A 20998-nucleotide genomic window follows, 5' to 3' on the forward strand; every position below is an offset into this window, starting at 1 on the left:
CCATAACGCTGATAAACAGCGGCGATTTTGCACAATCGACTCAAGCCAGTGCTGCAAGTGGCTATACGGCGTGCCGGCAAACCAGTCGCGGTCCACGTGCGCAAATTGGCGCACGAACGGCGCCGATGGCCCTAGAGCCCTTGCTAAGCCTCATCGAAGGCTAAGAAACGCTCAAGCTGACGCTCTCCTTGTGGCGAGCGGGCTTGCCCGCGTTGGGCTGCGAAGCGGCCCTAAAACCTGGCACCGTGGGCTTACTGACACACCGCATTCATCTTGATCGGGGCCGCTTCGCGCCCCAACGCGGGCAAGCCCGCTCGCCACAACAGGGCCGCTCGCCACAACACAAGCACATTCACCCCAACAAGCGGGCTCGCCGCAGGAGGGTGGGGGTTATGGGGTTTTCGCCATGACGCTGATGAACAGCGGCGATTGCACAATCGATTCAAGCCAGTGCTGCAAGCGGTTGTACGGCGTGCCGGCAAACCAACCGCGGTCCACGTGCGCAAATTGCCGCACGAACGGCGCCAGGGCCATGTCCGCAAGGCTCGGATGATCGGCCAGCAAATACGCACGGCCCGCCAACAACCCCTCCAGTTTCTGCAAAAACACCTCGCCCTCGGCTCGATAGTGTTCCATCGGCTGCTGCGGGTAGCGTTCGGCATACTTGTATCGATTCAAATGATGTTTGAACACCTGATCGTTCTCGGCGATCAGTGCCGCCACGGCCGGGTCGCCGCCCAGCAGCCAATCCTCCGGATCATGCTGCGCCAGGGCCCAGCGCATGATGTCCAGGCTTTCGTCGATCACCGCGCCCTCCACGCTCAGCACCGGTACCGTGCCCTTGGGCGACAGCGCGAGCATCTCGGCTGGCTTGGCCTTGAGGCTGACCTCGATCACCTGCACCGCCACCCCTGAGTAACGCAACGCCAAACGCGCACGCATCGCATACGGGCAGCGCCGAAACGAATACAGCAGCGCTTGGCTCACTTGACCTCCAGGGTGCTCAGGCCATTGCCTTGGCGCTTGACCTGGATCTGCACCGGGATGCGCTCATGCATTTCCTGCACGTGGGAAATCACCGCCACTTTGCGGCCCTGGGCCTGCAAGCCATCCAGCGCGTCCATGGCCAATTGCAGCGATTCCGGATCGAGGCTGCCGAAGCCTTCGTCGATAAACAACGATTCGATTTTCAAGGTACTCGACGCCATCGACGCCAGGCCCAGTGCCAGCGCCAACGACACCAGGAACGTCTCGCCCCCCGACAACGAATGCACCGAGCGCAGCTCGTCGCCCATTTCCGTGTCCAGCACCAGCAGGCCGAGCATGCTGCCGCCACGTTTGAGGCGATAGCGCCGCACCAGCTGGCGCAGCTGCACGTTGGCGTGGTGCACCAGCAGGTCAAGGTTGTAAGCCTGGGCGATCTTGCGGAACGTGTCGCCGGTGGCCGAGCCGATCAGCGCATTCAGGCGTGCCCAGCGCTGCCACTCGTCATAGGCTTTGGCGATTTGCTCGGCCAGGGCACTGTTGGCGTCCTGGCGGCGCTGGTCCTCGGACTGGCGCGCGCGCAACTCGGCGCAGTGTTTTTCGCCGTCGGACAATTGCTGATTAAGCGCGGCCAGGGTGCTGTCCAGTTCTTCCGCTTGCAGGTTGCCGTTGTGCAGGGCCTGGTGCTCGGCCAGCCGTTGTTCGCGTTCTTGCAGGAGTACTTTGGCTTGTTCGACGGCTTTTTCGCTGTGTTGCAGGTGTTGGCGCAATTCGCTGACTTGGCTGTCATCAAAGGCCAGCAAGCGCGTAAGCCCGTCGTCGTCCAATTCCGGGTGCAAGGCGCGCCATTCGCTCAGGCGTTCGTGGAGGCTGTGCTGTTCAGCGGCCAATGCCTGTTGGCGTTCCTGCTGGGCCTTGAGGTCGGCGGCCAGTTGGATCAAGGCGTTGCGCAGGTCTTGCAGCTGTTGATTGGCGTCGGCCTCGCTCTGGCGTGAGTGCGCCACCGCTTGGTCCAGCTGCAGTTGCCACTGTTCGGCACTGGCATGCTCACCCAGCAGGGCGCCGAGCTTTTCCTGGGCGGCCTGCTGCTGTGTGGTCAGGTCAGTGACTTGCTGCTGCAGGGCATCCAATTGCTGCTGGCGATGCTGCTGATGGGTCTGCTCTTTCTCGATCGCCTGCTGGCGCTCCTGCTGCTCGGCCAGTTCATCGCGTTGATGGCCCAACTGTTCCAGGCGCTGGCTGACCTGCTGGTCCAGCTGCATAAAGGTCGCTGCCGGCTCACGGCGTAAGCCTTCGAGTGTTTCAGCTGGCAACAGGCTGGAAAAGGCTTGCAGTTCCTCGTCGAGACGCTCGCGGTCGTTGGCCAGCTCGCGCTGTTGGTCCACCAGCAACTGCCGCGCTTGCTGGGCGGCGTCCTGAGCAGCTTGCAGCTGTTGCTGCAAACGCCCGGCGTTTTGTTGCAGGTTGAGCAGGGCGCCTTGGCGCTGTTCATCCTGGCTGATGCTTTGCGTCAGCTGGTTCAACTGCTGGGCCAGCCAGGCACTGCGTTTGCTCGCTTCCTGATTGAACAGCGAGGCGCTCAACGGGTGTGCTTGCAGGCTTGGCGCCAGGCCCTGTTGTTGCGTGGCCAACAGCTCCTGCTGGTGAAGGAATTCTTTTTGCTGGGCGATCAACCCGCCCACTTCGCCACGCAGCTCGGTGAGTTTTTCCTTGAGGGTGTCGACGGCTTGCTGCGCCGTGGCTTCTTCGTTTTCATCATGCCGACCGAGGCTTTGCAACAGTGCGTCGGGCTGGTGGTACGGGTGCTCATGGCTGCCGCACACCGGGCATGGTTGATCGCTTTGCAGCTGCTCGCGCAATTCTTCCACGCTGGCACTGCGCGCCAGGCGTTGGCGCTCCAGCAGTTGCTTGGTCACCGTCAGGGTTTGCTCGGCCACCGTCAGTTCGGCCTTGGTTTGCAGGCCGGTCTGGTTCAGCTGTTCGCGTTGTTGCTGGGCGTCGGCGAGTTTCTGCGTCAGCACGCCAGCCTGTTGGTCCAGCTGCTGCTGGCTGTCCCACAACCGCGTGAGGTCTTCGAAGGCGCGTTGCTGCTTGCGATTGTCTTGCAACAGGCTGGCGAGCAGCTGGATCTGCTCGGCGACGGCGTGCGGTTCGGCGCCTGCCTCCTGGTACAGCAGGTCCAGCGCCTCACGTTGCTCGGTGAACTTCTCGCTGGCGCGAGTGGCGCGCTGCTCCAGCTGCGGCAGTTCTTCCTGGCCTTTTTTCAGGCGGCTACCAATCACCATCAACTGTTGCAGGCGGTCGCGGTAGGCGTTCCACGCATCGCTCAACGGGGCGAGGCTGGCGCTGCGCTCCAGCTCGGCAGCCAGGCGTTGCAGGCGTTCGGCGACTTGGGCCTGCTTGTCCTGCAAATGCTTGAGTGAGGTTTGGCCCTGGGTGCAGGCGTTCTCGTGCTGTTGCTTGTCCTCGGTGCGTTGAGCCAGGTCCTTGGTCAAGCGAGCGAGGGTGCTCTGTTCTTCGAAGGCCTGGCGCAGCAACGGTACCGCGTCGGCCTGCTGCTTCAGGGCCTCAGCCAAGGCCACCTGGGCGGCGGCTTGCTGCTGTTGCGCGTGTTCCTGGCGCGTATGCAGGTCGGTTTGCTGATCGATGTGCTGCTGAATCTGTGCGGCGAGTGGCGCGAGCAACGTGCCGAGTTCGTGTTGGCGTGCAAACTGATGGCGTTGCGGCGCTAACTGGTCCAGACGGCTGAGGTCTTGGCGTTGCGGGGCCTGGCTGGCCCAATCCGCCTGCGCCCGTTGCAGTTGCTCCGTTGCACTTTGCTGGCGCTCCTGCCATTCGCGCAGTTCTTTGAGCCAGGTGTGCTGCAACTCCAACTGCTTGAGCTGGGCCTGCTGGACCTTGAGCTGTTGCTGGGCGGCGTCGAACTGCTGGTCGAGTTCGGCACGCGCTTCAGGCGCCAGGGGCACCACGCCGGTGGCCTGGTCTTGCAAGGCTTTATGGGCGTCGCGGGCGTCCTTGGCCTTGTCGAAGGCGCGGCGGCCGAGCTGGGTATACAGCGCGGTGTCGGTGAGCTTTTCGAGCAGTTCGCTGCGTTCGTTGTCGTTGGCCTTGAGGAAGGCACTGAACTCGCTTTGCGCCAGCAATACGGCACGGGTGAACTGCTCGAAATTCAGGCCCAGGGCCAGTTCGAGCTGGGTCTTGTATTCGGTTTTCTGGCTGGCCAGCAGTTGGTCGCTGTCGAGGTCGATCAGGCTCTGCCGGCTGTTCTGCAACTTGCCGCTGGCCTTGTCGCGGGCGCGGTTGGCTTCCCAGCGCGCACGGTAGCGACGCCCGTTGACGCCGATGAAGTCCACCTCGGCATACCCGCCGCCGGTGCCGCGACGGATCAGGGTGCGCGGGTCACCGATGGAAATATCGGTATCGGCGTCCGGCATCTTGGCCTGGCCGGTGTCGCCCAGGCGCGGCACCGCACCAAACAGCGCCAGGCACAATGCATCGAGCAAGGTACTTTTACCGGCGCCGGTCGGGCCGGTGATGGCGAACAACCCGGCGCTGGCCAGAGGCTCGGCGGTAAAGTCGATCTCGAACGGGCCGGCCAGGGAGGCGAGGTTTTTCAGGCGGATGGCAAGAATCTTCATGGCTGCTCCTCCTCCTGTTGCACTTCCTGGAGCAACACGGCGAAATCTTTCAAGGTCTGTTCATCCACTTCACTGCCGTAGTTGTCCTGCCAGGCGCGGCTGAACAGCTCCTGGGGGCTGAGCTGGTCCAGCTCGATCAGGCGATCGTCGTTGTCGTCTTCGCGATTGCCCTTGCCGGCGTATTCGGCGGCGATGCGCACCAGGCGCACGGCCTTGCCTTGCAGCGCACTTTCGATCTGCTGGCGCAGGTCGGGCTGCGGCTCGTCGAGGCGTACGCGCACTTCCAGCCAGGGGTGGCGCTGGGTTTCGGCGAGCAGGTCGACATCGGGCAACTCGGCCAGCGCCTTGAGAATGTCCGCCAGCGGTGCGGCGTCCAGGCGTTGCAGGTCGACCGAGCGCGGGATCAGGATCGGCTCGACACTCACCAGGCATTGGCCCTGGAAGGTCACATCGAGAATCTGATGCTTGTAGCCGATTTCGGAAAACGACAGCGGAATCGGCGAGCCGCTGTAGCGAATACGCTCTTCGCCATTGACCTTTTGCGGCTTGTGCAAATGGCCGAGGGCCACATAGCCGACGCTTTTGTCGAACAGGCTGGCGGGCAATGCCTCGGCATTGCCGATGATCAGGCTGCGCTCGGAGTCTTCCGACACCGAACCACCGGCCATGTGCGCATGGCTGATGGCGATCAGCGCCTGGCCTTTTTTGCGTTTGGCATTTGCCGCCGCGATCAACCATTCATGCACCTGGCCAATACCGCGCAGGTAATCGTCGCCCAAGTGCGCGCCGGTGACTTCCGCCGGGCGCAAAAACGGCAGTGCCAGGCACCACGCGGCGATCTTGCCTTTGGCGTCGGGCAGCGGGATCAGCAGGCGCTCGGCATCCAGTTGGCCATCGTCCAGCCACAACACGCGGCCCAACGCATGGGTGCGCAAGCGGCGCATCAGCGGCGCGGGCAGCTCGATGCGCGAACCGGAATCGTGGTTGCCGGCGATCATCACAATCGTGAGTGTGGGGTTTTGTTCGTGGGCGCTGATGATGAAGTCATACAGCCGCTCCTGGGCCTTGAGCGGCGGGTTGACCGTGTCGAAGATATCGCCGGCGATCAGCAGCACATCCGGGCGCTGGGCGTTCAATTGGCCCAGCAGCCACTCAAGGAAACAAGCGTGTTCGAAGTCGCGTTCCTGGCCATGCAGGTTTTGGCCGAGGTGCCAGTCGGAGGTGTGAAACAGACGCAAGGCGAACTCCGTGCAGAAGATGAAAAGGAGGGGAGTTTACCTGTAAAAGCCTGCGGCTAGCCCGAATCCTGTCCACTTTAAGGCCAGACACTGTACCTGTGGCGAGCGGGCTTGCCCGCGTTGGGGCGCGAAGCGACCCCGTGCTTTATTTAAAAGAATGGGACTGCTACGCAGTCCAACGCGGGCAAGCCCGCTCGCCACAACGGTGTGCTACAGGGATTACGCGTTGTGCAGGCAGTTCAGTGCGCGGTCGGCCAGACCTGACTCTGCCCGCACACAGCCGCCATAGAGCATGTTGCTTGCGGTTGTGACACTTGGCGCCTGTTCACAGGATCTCACCCCTGATCGCTGATATGCCGCGACGGAGCGACGGCTAGCCAGTGAGGTGAGCAGGCGCGAGGCTGTGGGTTTGTCCAGGAAACCTCCCGCAAATTAAAGGGATATGGATTGCTGGCGGTGTGCTTTTTGTGGCGAGCGGGCTTGCCCGCGTTGGGTTGCGAAGCGGCCCTAAAACCGGTGATCGCGATTTGCCTGGATTAATGGGGGGGGGGTTACTGGGGCTGCTTCGCAGCCCAACGCGGGCAAGCCCGCTCGCCACAACAAGCCCGTTCGCCACAATAGGCCCGCTTGCCACACCAAGTCCGCTCGCCAAAAAAACCATCGGTTACTTGGGATACAACGGCGGCAAGCTGGTGGTATCCGTCGCCGGGTCTTGCTCGCGCTCGGCCATCGGGATGGCTTTGATCGCGCGCCACAGGTCTTCGCCCAGCCAGTACTGGCCGCTTTCGCTGTACAGCGCGCCGTTTAACCCATCGAGGGCATCGGACAACGGCACAAACCGTGCGGCCATGTCGGCCAGGGTTTCCGGTTGCTGGCGGGCCCAGGCGTCCAGCGCCTGGCGCGTGGCCTGCGGGTCGTTGGCCTGGGTGGCGCGCTTGAGGTCGTCGAGCAGGGTGCGCGGGCTTGGGCCGGTTTGCGCGGCGCGCATCACCGCCGGTTGTCGGCGTGCACGCCACCACAGGCCAAAGCCGAGCAGGGTGGTGCAGGCCAGCAGCAGCGTACTGAGTTGCCACAGCCAGAGGCGGCTGTCGTCAGGGGCGGTGATGATGGTGGGCGTGGCCGGCGTGTCCACCACCAGGCTTGGGTTGTTGGCCACTTGCAGAGTGCGAGCGGGCAGGCTGGTGCGCTCCAGGTGGTCTTCGTGGGTGTTCCACCACACCACGTCGACCGCGGGCAATTCCAGCGCGCCGACGCGGTTGGGCACCAGCGCTTCGCGGTCTTCGCGGCTGCCGATCAGGCCACGGTCGTTGCTCTGGTTGCCGAGTACCGGCTGGTCCGGGTAGCGGCGCAGGCCGTTGATCTCGGTGCTGGGCAGGGCCGGCAGTTGCGCGCTGGACAAGCCTTCGGCCTTGACCGTGAGGCTTCGGGTCAGCGAATCGCCGACCTGCACGTGCTCGGGGTCCGGGTTCCAGCTTTCGCTCAGGGTCAGGCTGCGCGCAGGCAGCCAGGCCGCATCGGCGGGATACAGCTGCGGCTTGGGTTTTACCGTCAGTTGCAGGGGCGCCGAACTGACATGAATCAGTTTGCCCGGCTTGGTGCCTTGCAGCGTATTTTCCTGCGGCGGGCGCGATTCAACCAGGGTGGCGCTGAAGGTCTGGGTGGGAATCTCCAGGCTGCCGCTGTGTTGCGGGTAGATCGCGTAGCGGGTTTCGATCACGCCATGGCGAATACTGTTGATGACTTTTTCGTAGGTACGCGACTCGCCCAGCTGTTCGACGCGGGCATCACTGATCTGCAGGGGGGTCAGGCTGCTGTCGTCATACAGCGACACCGAGTGGTACACGCGCACGGTCAACAGCGCCTGCGCTTGCACGTAGACGGTATTTTGGTCGAGGTTGGCTTCGACAAACACCGGCGCCAGTTCCGCGCTGGTGTTCTGGCTGGCGGTTTCCAGCACTTGCAGGCTGATCGGCTGGGTCTGGTAGTCGCCCACTTGCAGGGGCGGGATCACCACGGTGCCGTTCTGCTTGGGCAGCAGGGTGATGATCCAGCGCGTGGTGGCGTGGTTATCGCCGCCCAGGGTGGTGAGCTGGTTGAGTTGGCGCGTGCCGCTGACTTCGAACTGCGCATCCAGCGGCGACAGGTCGGGCTTACCGAACTGGGTGACGTCGCTGGATTCCACCGTCAGCTCTACCGTTTCGCCGGAATTGAGGCGGCTGCGGTCGACACTGGCGACCAGGTTTGCCGCCTGGGCGTGGCCTGTCGTCAGCGCGAGCAGAAGCAGTAGGGGGGTGCGGCGGCTCATCGAGTCTTGTCCTGATGTTGTTGCTGTTCGTACCAGAATTTGCGTCGCAGCAGCTCGCCGGGGTTGTCCGGGATCTCCCGCAGCCATTGTTCCAGGGCCTGGCGATGTTCACCATCGAGGCTGGCGTCGGCAGGGCGCAGCGGCGGGGTGGTGGTGTGCTCGTCGCCGAGTTCGCTGCCTGGCACTTCGTTGCCGCCGCTGTGCGGCTTGGCGCCGGGTTGGGTTTCACCGGTACCGGCTTCGCCCTGGCCCTGGGCTGACGGCTCGCCGCCTGTAGCCTGTTGCCCACTGGCGCCCGGTTGCGCAGTTTGGCCGGGTTGGGTGGTTTCGTCATCCTGGTTTTTTTCAGGTGTGTCGGGCTGGGCCTCGGCCTGTTCCTGCTCGTGAATGAGGGTTTCCACCAGGGTTTTGTTTTTCAGCGCCGGTTGCAGGTCGGGTTGGGCTTCCAGCGCCTGCTCGTAGGCGTCGATGGCGGCTTCCAATTCGCCGGATTTAGCCAGGGCGTTTCCGCGATTGTAGTGGGAATAGGCGTCATTGCCCTCGGCAAAGCGCTTGATGGCCTCGGCGTAGTTGCCCGCCTCATACAGCGCCACGCCTTGCCATTGCGGGTCTTCGAAGTGCTCGGCGGCCTCTGCCGGGCGTTTTTTCTTGAGCAGGTATTGGCCCTGCTGGTCGGGGCGCAGCCACAGGTCTTGCAGGCCTAAGGCGTAGCTGGGCTGTGGCGCGGCCATCAGCAACAACGGCAAGCAGAACAGCCAGCCACGGCGCCCGGCGCAGGCGGCCAGCAACAACAAGGGTAAAAGCAGCCAGTAGCCCTGGTCGGCCCAGGTATCCAGGTGCAGCAATTGGCCGTCGTTGCGCAGCGCTTGCGGGGTGTCCAGCACGCCGAGTTGACGCAGGTCCTTGTCGTCCAGGCGCGCGGCGCGGTAACGGCCGCCCATTTCACTGGCGAAGGCCTTGAGTGTCGGGCTGTCGAGGCGCGGTACCAGGATCGCGCCTTGTTCATCCTTGAGGAATTCGCCGCTTTCCTGGGTGACCGGTGTGCCTTCGCGGCTGCCTATGCCGAGGATCGACAGGCTCGGCGCCTGAGCGCTTTGCAGCAGCAGGCGAATGCCCTGGCGCTCCTGCTTGGACAGCGAGGAGCCGATCAGCAACAGGCGGCCTTGGCCAAGGCCACCTTGCTTGAGCAAGCCCAGGGCTTTCTCCACGGCCAGGTCGGCACGGTGGCCAGGTTCGGGCATCAGCGAGGGGCGCAGGGCTTCGAGCAGGTTGCGGCTGGTGGCCAGGTCGTCCGACAGCGGCACCAGCGTGTGCGCACTGCCGGCGTAGACGACGACGGCAGTTTGCGCATCGGTGCGGGCCTGCAACAGGTCGTACAGCTTGCGTCGCGCCTGCTCCAGGCGGTTGGGCGGGCTGTCGGTGGCGAGCATTTCCGGGGTCAGCTCCAGCAACACCACCAGTGGGTCGGCGGGTTTCTGGCTGGACTGCTCGACTCTTTGCCAGCTGGGGCCGAGCAACGCGAGCACGGCCAATAGCCAGGCGATACCAAGCACCACCCACGGCGATTTGCTCTCACGCCCGTTACCGCCACTGAGCAGCACGGCATGAAAGGCCGGCGGCAGGATCATCTGCCAGCGCCCGGCGCGTTTTTGCCGGTGCCACAGCTGCCACAGCAACCAGCCAAGCAACGGCAGCAGCAACAGCCACCAGGGACGAAACCAGTGCGGCCACAGGTCGATCATCGACGCCTCCGCAAACGCAGGCGTTTAAGGCGCTGGCGCCATTCGGGGTGGGGTTGCAGAAAACGCCCGCGCGTGGAGAGTTTGTCGTACAGCCGTTGCAGCGCGTTGTTCGGCCAACGTTCCTGGACCACCAGCAACATGCTCAGGAGCAGCGCCAAGGCCAGCGGGCCGCTGTACAGCGCCTGGGCCGGACGCGCCTGGGTGGGTTGTTGTTCGACGGGCTCCAATTGGTCCAGGGTGTCCTTGATCGCTTGCAGTTCTTCGCCATCGCGGGCGCGAAAGTATTGGCCGCCGGTAGCCTCGGCAATGGCCTTGAGCGCCGGCTCGTCGAGGTCCAGGCTCGGGTTGACGCCCAGAATGCCCAGCGAACCGGTTTGTTCGGGGTCGGCGCCGATGCCGATCGGGTAGATTTTTACCCCCTCTTCGGCGGCCAGGCGGGCGGCGGTCAGCGGGTCGATTTGCCCGGCGTTGTTGGCGCCATCGGTGACCAGGATCAACACGCGGCTTTGGGCGGGGCGCTGGCGCAGGCGTTTGAGGGCCAGGCCGATGGCGTCGCCGATGGCGGTGTTCTTGCCGGCGATGCCGATGCGCGCCTCATCCAGCCAGGTGCGTACGGTGCGGCGGTCGAAGGTCAGCGGGGCTTGCAGGTAGGCCTGGCTGCCGAACAGGATCAGGCCCACGCGGTCACCTTCGCGGCCCTCCAGGAAGTCGCCGAGCAAATGCTGGACCAGGCTCAGGCGGCTGACGTCCTCGTCCTGCCAGTGCATGTCGGGAAAATCCATCGAGCCAGACACGTCCACCGCCACCAGCAAGTCGCGGCCACTGGCGGCAATCGGCAGCGGCTCGCCGAGCCATTCCGGGCGCGCCGCAGCGGTCAACAACAGCAGCCACAACACCACGAATGGCGCTTGTTGGCGCCAGCCCGGCAGGTTGACCCGGGCGCGGCGGCGGGCCAGGCCTTCGAGGTCGCCGAGGTAGCTGACCTTGAGCGCAGGCTCGCCGCTGTCGGCCACCGGCAAGATAAGCCGCATCAACCACGGCAATGGCAACAAGGCGAAGACCCACGGCCAGGCGAACTCAAACATGTTTGCGAATCCAGGTGTCGACGGCTTGGGTCAGGCCGGCGATGGCCTTGTCGTCGAGCTTGCATTCGGGTTTGTAGGCGCCTTCCACCAGCACCATCCAGCGCGTGAGGCCGGCGGCCGGGCAGCGGTTGTCGAGGAAGGCCAGCCATTTGCGCCCGTTGAGGGTGTGGCTCTGGCTGTAGGGGTAGTCGTTGCGGCACAGGCGTTTAAGCAGGCCATTGAGCTGCTGCAGCCAGGCCCCGGCGGGGGCGCCGTCGTAGGGTTTGGGCATCAGCGCCAGCTCGGCCAGGGCGGCGATGCGCAGCGGGTCCAGCGGTTGCTCGGCGCGGGCCACGGGCCGCCGCGTGGGCAGGAAGCGGCGCAACGACCACAGCCCCCAGGCAAGCAGCGGGAGGGCCACCAGCAACAGCCACCAGCCTGGCGCAGGCGGCCAGAAGCTGATGGCCGGCGGGGCGATCAGGGGTTGCAGTTGGTCGAGGCTGCTCATTGCTTTTTAACCGGGCGTTGCGGGTTGAGGTATTCGCGCAGTTGCTCGACCATTTCGCTTTGGGTGCTCAGCGGCATCAGCAGGATGCGCAGCTTCTGTGCGAGCAGTTCCCAGCGCGCAATGCGGGCTTCGGCCTGGGCCTTGTAGGCCTGGCGCAGGTCGAAGTTCAGCGTGTCCAGTTCCAGCTGCGCGCCGCGTTCGGCGAAACGCAACAACCCGGCGGCGGGCAGCGCGTGGTCCAGCGGGTCGGAGATCGGCAACAGCAGCAGGTCGCAATGCCGTGACAACAAGCTCAGCTGTTGCTCGGCGCCTTCGGTGAGGGCGCGCTCGTCGCAGATCACGATCACCAGGCTGCCGGGGCGCAGTACTTCGCGGCCGCGGCGCAGGGCCATGCCGAGGGCGTCGGCTTCCGGGCGGCTTTCGGTGTTCAGGCTCTGGTTGACCCGCACCAGGCGGTTGAGCAATTGCAGCAGGCTTTGCTTGCTGCGTCGGGGCTTGATTTCGTAGTGCTCGTTATCACCGAACACCAGCCCGCCGACCCGGTCGTTATGCCCCAGCGCGGCCCAACCGATCAGGCTGGCCGCCTGTGCCGCCAGCACCGACTTGAACATCTGCCCGGAGCCGAAAAACAGCCGGCAGCTTTGCTCCACCATGATGAAGATCGGCCGTTCGCGTTCTTCATGGAACAGCTTGGTGTGCGGCTCCTGGGTACGCGCGGTGACGCGCCAGTCGATGGTGCGCACGTCGTCGCCGGCCTGGTACACGCGCACCTGGTCGAAGTCGACACCGCGCCCGCGCAGCTTGGAATGGTGCAGGCCGATCAGCGGGCTGCGCTGGCTCGGCGTGGAGAACAGCTGCACTTCGCGCACGCGGTGGCGCATCTCAATCAGTTCACTGAGTGTGACGCGGATTCCATCGCTGGCGTTCATCGACTTCAAGCGACGGCAACAACGTCGAGAATGCGTTGCACCACGCGGTCCTGGTCAATCCCGGCGGCTTCGGCCTCGAAGGACAGAATGATGCGGTGGCGCAGCACGTCGAACAGCACCGCCTGGATATCCTCCGGGCTCACGAAGTCACGACCGGCCAGCCAGGCATGGGCGCGTGCGCAGCGGTCGAGGGCGATGGAGCCGCGCGGGCTGGCGCCGTAGGCGATCCATTCGGCCATTTCCGCGTCGAACTTGGCCGGGGTGCGCGTGGCCATTACCAGTTGCACCAGGTATTCCTCCACGGCATCAGCCATGTACAGGCCGAGGATTTCCTTGCGCGCGGCAAAGATTGCCTGCTGGCTGACGCGGCGTTCGGGCTTGGTTTCGCCGTTGAGCGCTTCGCCACGTGCCTGTTGCAGGATGCGCCGCTCGACGGCGGCATCCGGGAAGCCGATTTTGACGTGCATCAGGAAACGGTCGAGCTGGGCCTCGGGCAGCGGGTAGGTGCCTTCTTGCTCGATGGGGTTTTGCGTGGCCATTACCAGAAACAGCGGCGACAGGTCGTAGGTGCTGCGCCCGACGCTGACCTGGCGTTCGGCCATGGCCTCCAGCAGCGCCGATTGGACCTTGGCCGGTGCACGGTTGATTTCGTCCGCCAGCACCAGGTTGTGGAAGATCGGCCCTTGCTGGAACACGAAGCTGCCGGTTTCCGGGCGATAGATCTCGGTGCCGGTGATGTCGGCGGGCAACAGGTCGGGGGTGAACTGAATACGATGGAACTGCGCTTCGATGCCCTCGGCCAGCTCTTTGATCGCTTTGGTCTTGGCTAGGCCCGGCGCGCCTTCGACGAGCATATGGCCGTCAGCCAGCAGGGCGATCAGCAGGCGATCGATGAGTTTTTCCTGGCCGAGAATCTGCGTAGAAAGAAAGGTTCGCAGCGCGAGCAGCGCTTCACGATGTTCCATCGATGACGGTTCCTGGAGAGATGAGCCTGTGCATGTGAAAACTGCCAAGGCCTGGGGCGTCTACTTTAATGCATCGCGGGGGGTGGCGACTAACGGCGTGACGGGTATTTTTGGCAAAACTTGTAGGAATTTTGTGCGCAGTGCGCAGTTGGGCCCAGAACATTTCTGTTTGTGAACACTGTCAATGTGGGAGGGGGCTTGCCCCCGATGGCGGAGCGTCAGGCATGAATTAGCTGACTGACACTCCGCTATCGGGGGGCAAGCCCCCTCCCACATTTGATCTTTGGTGCTCTTAGATTCGGGTGAAGGTGCCGGTGCCCTTGAGGATGATCTGCAAGGTTTCTTCCACTTCAGCCAGGTCCGACGCGGCAGTGGCGTGGCTGATCTGCAGTTGATCCTTGCCGCCCAGCGCGTCCGCATCGCCGGCCGCCAATTCAACCAGCAGGGTCGTGTCGCTCAGGGTGACCTTCAACCCATCCAGGGTCGACGGTTCGTAGTCCCAGGTCAGCTCCACTTCCTCTTCATCCGGGTAACGGCTGAGCATGAACATCTCGCCGTTTTTGCCGTGGCAGCACAGCATGGCCATGTTGTCTTCTTCGTCATCACACGGGGTGGCCATCAGTGCGTCGGTTTTCAGTTGCAGCATGGGGAATCCTGTCTGGGGGAGGGCGCGACGCGGGCAATTGTGCCATTGCGGCGAATTTTGTGCTGCATCCTGTGTCACACCCAGTGCATGACCTGACAAGCTGCATCAGTCATTTCCGGTACTCGACGGGTAGGAAACAGCCGGTTTTTTTGCCGGAAAAGCGCGGTTTCCCAAGTCGCAACCCCATGCCTGCGTACCGATGACCGAATATGTCGCAGCGTCGCAAGCAGCGGTCTTCCTACACTCGTTAAGCTGCGCAACGGATGTGCCCTATGCTGGGAGTCTGACCTGCCCGTCGTACCGTCGCCCTGCATGGCGCATATCTTATGGAAGTTGCATGTGACCTCATTGTCTTGTCCAGCTTCACCCACCTGTCACCCTGATTCGTTTATGGTGCTTATTTATCAGTATCGACGAACAGCGCTGACGGTCTCCCCGCAAGGGGATAACACGCGACGCTTCCATCAATAACAAGCCCAAGCGGAGTACCACAGATGGCGTTCTTCACCGCAGCCAGCAAGGCCGACTTCCAGCATCAACTGCAAGCGGCACTGGCGCAGCACATCAGTGAACAGGCACTGCCACAAGTGGCGCTGTTCGCTGAACAATTTTTCGGCATCATTTCCCTGGACGAACTGACCCAGCGTCGCCTTTCCGACCTGGCCGGTTGCACCCTGTCTGCCTGGCGCCTGCTTGAGCGCTTTGATCACACCCAACCGCAAGTGCGGGTCTACAACCCCGATTACGAGCGTCATGGCTGGCAATCGACCCACACTGCGGTCGAAGTGCTGCACCACGACCTGCCCTTTTTGGTGGACTCGGTGCGTACCGAGCTGAACCGCCGTGGCTACAGCATCCACACCCTGCAAACCACCGTGCTCAGCGTGCGTCGTGGCAAAAAGGGCGAGTTGCTGGAAATCCTGCCAAAAGGCACGCAAGGCGACGGCATCCAGCAAGAATCGCTGATGTACCTGGAAATCGACCGCTGCGCCAACGCCGCTGAACTCAACGTGCTGAGCAAAGAGCTTGAGCAGGTGTTGGGTGAAGTGCGCGTGGCCGTGGCCGATTTCGAACCGATGAAAGCCAAGGTCCAGGACCTGCTGGCCGGTATCGACGCCAGCCCGTTCAACATCGACGGCGAAGAAAAAGCCGAGATCAAGAACTTCCTGGAATGGCTGGTGGGCAACCACTTCACCTTCCTCGGCTATGAAGAATTCGTGGTACGTGACGAGGCGGACGGCGGTCATATCGAATATGACGCCAGTTCCTTCCTCGGTCTGACCAAGCTGCTGCGCGCCGGCCTCACCGCCGACGACCTGCGCATCGAAGACTACGCCGTGGCCTACCTGCGTGAGCCGACCGTGCTGTCCTTCGCCAAGGCTGCGCACCCAAGCCGTGTGCACCGCCCGGCGTATCCGGACTACGTGTCGATCCGTGAGATCAGCGCCGACGGCAAGGTCATCAAAGAACACCGTTTCATGGGCCTGTACACCTCGTCGGTGTATGGCGAAAGCGTGCGGGTGATCCCCTACATTCGTCGCAAGGTCGCGGAAATCGAGCGCCGCTCCGGCTTCCAGCCCAAGGCGCACCTGGGCAAGGAACTTGCCCAGGTTGTTGAAGTGCTGCCGCGTGACGACCTGTTCCAGACCCCGGTCGACGAGCTGTTCAGCACCGTGATGTCGATCGTGCAGATCCAGGAACGCAACAAGATTCGCGTGTTCCTGCGCAAAGACCCGTACGGTCGTTTCTGCTACTGCCTGGCCTACGTGCCGCGCGACATCTATTCCACCGAAGTGCGCCAGAAGATCCAGCAAGTGCTGATGGATCGCCTCAAGGCTTCGGACTGCGAATTCTGGACCTTCTTCTCTGAATCCGTGCTGGCCCGTGTACAGCTGATCTTGCGGGTCGACCCCAAGAACCGCCTGGACATCGACCCGCTGCAACTGGAAAAAGAAGTGGTGCAGGCCTGCCGCAGCTGGCAGGACGACTACTCCAGCCTCGTCGTCGAAAGCTTGGGCGAAGCCCACGGCACCAACGTGCTGGCCGACTTCCCGAAAGGCTTCCCGGCCGGCTACCGCGAGCGTTTTGCTGCGCATTCGGCGGTGGTCGACATGCAGCACCTGCTCAGCCTGACCGAAGCCAACCCGCTGGTGATGAGCTTCTACCAGCCGCTGGGCCAGGTCTCCGGCCAGCGCGAGCTGCATTGCAAGCTGTACCACGCGGATACCCCGCTGGCGCTGTCCGACGTGCTGCCGATCCTGGAAAACCTGGGCCTGCGCGTGTTGGGTGAGTTCCCGTACCGCCTGCGTCATGCGAATGGCCGTGAATTCTGGATCCATGATTTCGCGTTCATCGCCGCCGAAGGCGTGAACCTGGATATCCAGCAGCTCAACGACACCCTGCAAGACGCGTTCGTACACATCGTGCACGGCGACGCCGAGAACGATGCGTTCAACCGCCTGGTACTGACCGCCGGCCTGCCATGGCGCGACGTCGCGCTGCTGCGTGCCTACGCCCGTTACCTCAAGCAGATCCGCCTGGGCTTCGACCTGGGTTATATCGCCAGCACCCTGAACAACCACACCGACATCGCCCGCGAGTTGACCCGGTTGTTCAAGACGCGCTTCTACCTGGCGCGCAAGCTCACCGCCGATGACCTGGAAGACAAGCAGCAACGGCTGGAGCAAGCAATCGTCACGGCACTGGACGACGTTCAGGTGCTCAACGAAGACCGCATCCTGCGTCGCTACCTGGACCTGATCAAGGCGACCCTGCGTACCAATTTCTACCAGACCGACGCCAACGGCCAGAACAAGTCGTACTTCAGCTTCAAGTTCAATCCGCATGCGATCCCGGAGCTGCCTAAGCCGGTGCCGAAGTTCGAAATCTTCGTCTACTCGCCGCGTGTCGAAGGCGTGCACCTGCGCTTTGGCAACGTCGCCCGTGGCGGCCTGCGTTGGTCCGACCGTGAAGAGGACTTCCGTACCGAAGTGCTCGGCCTGGTAAAAGCCCAGCAAGTGAAGAACTCGGTGATCGTGCCTGTCGGTGCGAAGGGCGGCTTCCTGCCGCGTCGCCTGCCATTGGGCGGCACCCGGGACGAGATCGCGGCCGAGGGCATCGCCTGCTACCGCATCTTCATTTCCGGCCTGTTGGACATCACCGACAACCTGAAAGACGGCGCCCTGGTGCCGCCGGCCAACGTCGTGCGTCACGACGACGATGACCCGTACCTGGTGGTTGCGGCGGACAAGGGCACTGCGACCTTCTCCGACATCGCCAACGGCATCGCCATCGATTACGGCTTCTGGCTGGGCGATGCGTTCGCCTCCGGTGGTTCCGCCGGTTACGACCACAAGAAGATGGGCATCACCGCCAAGGGCGCGTGGGTCGGTGTGCAGCGTCACTTCCGTGAGCGCGGCATCAACGTGCAGGAAGACAGCATCACCGTGGTCGGCGTCGGCGATATGGCCGGTGACGTGTTCGGTAACGGCTTGTTGATGTCCGACAAGCTGCAACTGGTCGCGGCCTTCAACCACCTGCATATTTTCATCGATCCAAACCCGAACCCGGCCACCAGCTTCGTTGAGCGCCAGCGCATGTTCGAGCTGCCGCGTTCGGCCTGGACCGACTACGACACCAGCATCATGTCCGAGGGCGGCGGTATCTTCTCGCGCAGCGCGAAGAGCATTGCCATCTCGCCACAGATGAAGGAACGCTTCGACATTTCGGCCGACAAGCTGACCCCGACCGAACTGCTGAACGCCTTGCTCAAGGCACCGGTGGACCTGTTGTGGAACGGCGGTATCGGTACGTACGTCAAGGCCAGCACCGAGAGCCACGCCGACGTAGGCGACAAGGCCAACGACGCGCTGCGTGTGAACGGCAACGAGCTGCGCTGCAAGGTGGTGGGCGAGGGCGGTAACCTCGGCATGACCCAGCTGGGGCGTGTGGAGTTCGGCCTCAATGGCGGCGGTTCCAACACCGACTTCATCGACAACGCCGGTGGCGTGGACTGCTCCGACCACGAAGTGAACATCAAGATCCTGCTCAACGAAGTGGTGCAGGCCGGTGACATGACCGACAAGCAGCGTAACCAGCTGCTGGCGAGCATGACCGACGAAGTCGGCCACCTGGTGTTGGGCAACAACTACAAGCAGACCCAGGCCCTGTCCCTGGCTGCGCGCCGTGCCTACGAGCGTGCTGCCGAGTACAAGCGCCTGATGAGCGACCTGGAAGGCCGTGGCAAGCTGGACCGCGCCATCGAGTACCTGCCGACCGAGGAGCAGCTCACCGAGCGTGCTTCCGCCGGCAAGGGCCTGACCCGTCCGGAGCTGTCGGTGTTGATCTCCTACAGCAAGATCGACCTCAAGGAAGCGCTGCTCAAGTCGCTGGTACCGGATGACGAGTACCTGACCCGTGACATGGAGACCGCGTTCCCGCCAAGCCTGGTGGCCAAGTTCTCCGAGGCCATGCGTCGTCACCGCCTCAAGCGCGAGATCGTCAGCACCCAGATCGCCAACGATCTGGTCAACCACATGGGCATCACCTTCGTGCAGCGACTCAAAGAGTCGACCGGCATGAGCCCGGCGAACGTCGCCGGCGCCTATGTGATTGTGCGTGACATCTTCCACCTCCCGCACTGGTTCCGTCAGATCGAAGCCCTGGACCACCAAGTTTCCGCCGACGTGCAACTGGAGTTGATGGACGAGCTGATGCGCCTGGGCCGTCGCGCCACGCGCTGGTTCCTGCGCAGCCGTCGCAACGAGCAGGACGCTGGGCGGGACACCGCGCACTTCGGTCCGCACCTGGCGGCGTTGGGCCTCAAGCTCGACGAACTGCTGGAAGGCCCGACCCGCGAAGGCTGGCAGACCCGCTACCAGGCCTACACCCAGGCTGGCGTACCGGAGTTGTTGGCACGCATGGTTGCAGGCACTACCCACCTGTACACCCTGTTGCCGATCATCGAAGCCGCCGACGTCACCGGGCACGACGCTGCTGAAGTGGCCAAGGCTTACTTCGCCGTCGGCAGCGCGCTGGACTTGCCATGGTACCTGCAGCAGATCAGCGATCTGCCGGTGGGCAACAACTGGCAGGCCCAGGCCCGCGAAGCCTTCCGTGATGACGTGGACTGGCAGCAACGGGCGATCACCATCGCGGTACTGCAAATGGCCGACGCGCCACAAGACATGGAAGCCCGCGTGGCCCTGTGGCTTGAGCAGCACCAGGATATGGCCGATCGCTGGCGCGCAATGATGGTGGAAATCCGTGCCGCAGTCGGCACGGACTACGCCATGTACGCGGTCGCCAACCGTGAGTTGCTGGACCTGGCGTTGAGCGGTCAGTCGGTGCTGCAACCGGCGTAATCCCTCGGTAAAACAAAAGCCCCCGCATCGTGAGATGCGGGGGCTTTTTGTTGGAACACGCTTTATAAAACAATCAAGCGCCACTATGGGAGCGGGCTTGCTCGCGAATGCGCTGGGTCAGTCAATGATGTATTGACTGAATCACCGCATTCGCGAGCAAGCCCGCTCCCACACTTTTCCGGCGGTTTTCAGGTGTTGGAGTGATCTTGACGAGCGTCCAGGCAGGGCTGCACGGCTTTTTTCAGTCCGGCGTTGTTTCCCGGCAGAGAGAACGTGGCGGTCAGCGGCTTGCCACCCTCTTTGGCAGGTGCCAATGACAGTTTCAGGGCTTCGCCTCGTGCCGCATCGCTGGCCCAGTCGGCTAATTCATCGCGTGGCAGGGAAGCGCTGAGCCTGAAGATCGTTCCGACCTGGAACACCCCGACGTCAGTCCATATACCATTGACCGAGTGATCGACCGCTGTGCGTGTTCCGGTCGTAATACGCAGTGGCCCATTGGCAGTGGCCCCTTTGCCGTGGAACGGTTCGATGTCAATGCCCAGCGACTGCGGGGTGATGTGCAGTGAAAGTACGGCCATCGGGTTCTGCGGGCTGCAACTGATCACCAGGCCGGCCTTGGCGTGATAGTCGCCGTAAGCGCTGTCACCAAAGGTGCTGGCAGTGAGTGCGGGGCTATCGGCGTAAGGCTGCTCAACCAACCACACCGGGTGTGAGGGGCTGACGACATAAACCCCGTCAGTTGACGGGTTGCCGTCTTGGGCATGAGCAATGCCGCAGGGCGCAAACAGGCTTGCCAGCACTGTCATTGCGAGCGCCTGAAGGGGTCGGACCATGATGCTGTTCATTCTCGTGCCGTGCCTTCTTGAGAGGGGGGCGTGCTGGGGGTGTCCGAGAGCGTCAGTGGTCTAAAGGCGAGCATGGGTTCCATCAGTTGCCCGGTGTGTGCTCAGCCGCGTGAAATGCCAACGCCACGACTCAGTAGCTTAGCTTCAAGATGGTTCAGGTGCTGCGTCATAAGGTCGATGGCGACGGCTGCATCGTTGCGCTCTACCGCATCCACAATCGCAACATGCTCTTGCCACGCGCAGTAGGTGCAGGCGTTTGCTTCATATTGGGCAATGACCAGTGAGGTCAATGGCACCAGGCTGTTGAGGAACTGGGCCAGCGGCGCATTGCCTGCGATTACGGCCAGCTGCAGATGAAATTCCCCGGAAAGCCGAATCGCCGGCCCACGCTGGTCGCGCTCGATGCAGTCGCGTTCGCGGCCAATCAGCTCGCGCAGTTGGCGTATCTGCGTGGGCGTCGCGTAGGCGCAGGCGAGTTGCACCACGGTGATTTCGGTCATGCGCCGCGCTTCGAGGATCTGCCGCGTTTGCTGTGCATCTGGCGCAGCGACCTGAGCGCGCTGGTTGGGGCGCAGAATAATCACCTGCTGATGGGACAGCTTGGCCAGTACCCGCCGAATCACGCTGCGGCTCACGCCAAAGGTCTCGCCCAGGCCTTCTTCGGTAAAGCGACTGGCCGGGGCGATGCGTTGTTCGAGAATGGCGTCGAACAGCCGTGGGTAGATGTCATCCACCGAAGGTTTTTGCCCGCCACCAGGCGCAGGGTGGGCA

General features: G+C 63.1%; 13 protein-coding genes and 1 pseudogene. 1 reads left to right on the top strand and 13 read right to left on the bottom strand.

The genetic code is table 11. The features are described from left to right. The 11 genes and pseudogenes from GIW02_RS27425 to GIW02_RS23945 form a co-directional block, all read right to left on the bottom strand. Positions 1 to 123, bottom strand: a pseudogene (locus GIW02_RS27425) (glutathione S-transferase); the annotation flags it as partial. A gap of 267 nt (positions 124 to 390) precedes the next feature. Continuing rightward, positions 391 to 987, bottom strand: coding sequence for a glutathione S-transferase (locus GIW02_RS23900; RefSeq protein ID WP_236419469.1), 597 nt, complete (start codon positions 985 to 987; stop codon positions 391 to 393). Then, the gene (locus tag GIW02_RS23905; protein ID WP_236419471.1) at positions 984 to 4622 is read right to left on the bottom strand and encodes an AAA family ATPase; all 3639 of its coding nucleotides are present in this window, start codon (positions 4620 to 4622) and stop codon (positions 984 to 986) included. The genes GIW02_RS23900 and GIW02_RS23905 overlap by 4 nt, the downstream gene beginning before the upstream one ends. Beyond that, on the bottom strand, positions 4619 to 5860 hold the full coding sequence (locus GIW02_RS23910) for an exonuclease SbcCD subunit D C-terminal domain-containing protein (RefSeq protein ID WP_236422115.1): 1242 nt from the start codon (positions 5858 to 5860) through the stop codon (positions 4619 to 4621). The genes GIW02_RS23905 and GIW02_RS23910 overlap by 4 nt, the downstream gene beginning before the upstream one ends. Positions 5861 to 6524: 664 nt before the next feature. Then, positions 6525 to 8165 carry a BatD family protein gene (locus tag GIW02_RS23915; protein ID WP_236422117.1) on the bottom strand — a complete coding sequence of 547 codons (1641 nt, stop codon included), beginning with the start codon at positions 8163 to 8165 and terminating at the stop codon, positions 6525 to 6527. Continuing rightward, positions 8162 to 9907 (bottom strand): tetratricopeptide repeat protein, encoded by a 1746-nt coding sequence (locus GIW02_RS23920; RefSeq protein WP_236422118.1) that lies wholly within the window; start codon positions 9905 to 9907, stop codon positions 8162 to 8164. The genes GIW02_RS23915 and GIW02_RS23920 overlap by 4 nt, the downstream gene beginning before the upstream one ends. Beyond that, positions 9904 to 10992, bottom strand: a complete 1089-nt coding sequence (locus GIW02_RS23925; RefSeq protein ID WP_236422120.1) for a vWA domain-containing protein — start codon at positions 10990 to 10992, stop codon at positions 9904 to 9906. Before GIW02_RS23925 ends, GIW02_RS23920 begins: the two co-directional genes overlap by 4 nt. Continuing rightward, positions 10985 to 11479, bottom strand: coding sequence for a DUF4381 domain-containing protein (locus GIW02_RS23930; protein ID WP_236419187.1), 495 nt, complete (start codon positions 11477 to 11479; stop codon positions 10985 to 10987). The genes GIW02_RS23925 and GIW02_RS23930 overlap by 8 nt, the downstream gene beginning before the upstream one ends. Beyond that, positions 11476 to 12408, bottom strand: coding sequence for a DUF58 domain-containing protein (locus GIW02_RS23935; RefSeq protein ID WP_094952755.1), 933 nt, complete (start codon positions 12406 to 12408; stop codon positions 11476 to 11478). The genes GIW02_RS23930 and GIW02_RS23935 overlap by 4 nt, the downstream gene beginning before the upstream one ends. Before the next feature lie 5 nt (positions 12409 to 12413). Then, positions 12414 to 13373 (bottom strand): AAA family ATPase, encoded by a 960-nt coding sequence (locus GIW02_RS23940; RefSeq protein WP_034106117.1) that lies wholly within the window; start codon positions 13371 to 13373, stop codon positions 12414 to 12416. Positions 13374 to 13665: 292 nt separating this feature from the next. Continuing rightward, a complete protein-coding gene (locus tag GIW02_RS23945) occupies positions 13666 to 14019 on the bottom strand; it encodes a hypothetical protein (protein WP_236419189.1) in 354 nt (117 codons plus the stop codon). 494 nt (positions 14020 to 14513) lie between these two features. Between GIW02_RS23945 and GIW02_RS23950 the strand changes: the two genes are divergently transcribed. Continuing rightward, positions 14514 to 19382 carry an NAD-glutamate dehydrogenase gene (locus GIW02_RS23950; protein WP_236422122.1) on the top strand — a complete coding sequence of 1623 codons (4869 nt, stop codon included), beginning with the start codon at positions 14514 to 14516 and terminating at the stop codon, positions 19380 to 19382. A 188-nt stretch (positions 19383 to 19570) separates the two neighbouring features. On the opposite strand, the gene GIW02_RS23955 is transcribed toward GIW02_RS23950, so the two are convergent. Beyond that, positions 19571 to 20227, bottom strand: coding sequence for a hypothetical protein (locus GIW02_RS23955; protein WP_236419615.1), 657 nt, complete (start codon positions 20225 to 20227; stop codon positions 19571 to 19573). Between the two features lie 101 nt (positions 20228 to 20328). Continuing rightward, positions 20329 to 20998 (bottom strand): GntR family transcriptional regulator (locus GIW02_RS23960; protein ID WP_236422123.1); only part of this gene is annotated, 670 nt, incomplete at its 5' end.

The sequence above is a fragment of the Pseudomonas syringae genome (assembly GCF_021606685.1).
In the GTDB taxonomy this organism is placed as follows: domain Bacteria; phylum Pseudomonadota; class Gammaproteobacteria; order Pseudomonadales; family Pseudomonadaceae; genus Aquipseudomonas; species Aquipseudomonas syringae_R.

Coding starts and splice junctions, on each gene's coding strand:
- GIW02_RS23930 (WP_236419187.1), bottom strand. CDS start 11,479: ATGAGCAGCCTCGACCAACTGCAACCCCTGATCGCCCCGCCGGCCATC.
- GIW02_RS23940 (WP_034106117.1), bottom strand. CDS start 13,373: ATGGAACATCGTGAAGCGCTGCTCGCGCTGCGAACCTTTCTTTCTACG.
- GIW02_RS23935 (WP_094952755.1), bottom strand. CDS start 12,408: ATGAACGCCAGCGATGGAATCCGCGTCACACTCAGTGAACTGATTGAG.
- GIW02_RS23920 (WP_236422118.1), bottom strand. CDS start 9,907: ATGATCGACCTGTGGCCGCACTGGTTTCGTCCCTGGTGGCTGTTGCTG.
- GIW02_RS23905 (WP_236419471.1), bottom strand. CDS start 4,622: ATGAAGATTCTTGCCATCCGCCTGAAAAACCTCGCCTCCCTGGCCGGC.
- GIW02_RS23950 (WP_236422122.1), top strand. CDS start 14,514: ATGGCGTTCTTCACCGCAGCCAGCAAGGCCGACTTCCAGCATCAACTG.
- GIW02_RS23915 (WP_236422117.1), bottom strand. CDS start 8,165: ATGAGCCGCCGCACCCCCCTACTGCTTCTGCTCGCGCTGACGACAGGC.
- GIW02_RS23925 (WP_236422120.1), bottom strand. CDS start 10,992: ATGTTTGAGTTCGCCTGGCCGTGGGTCTTCGCCTTGTTGCCATTGCCG.
- GIW02_RS23955 (WP_236419615.1), bottom strand. CDS start 20,227: ATGAACAGCATCATGGTCCGACCCCTTCAGGCGCTCGCAATGACAGTG.
- GIW02_RS23945 (WP_236419189.1), bottom strand. CDS start 14,019: ATGCTGCAACTGAAAACCGACGCACTGATGGCCACCCCGTGTGATGAC.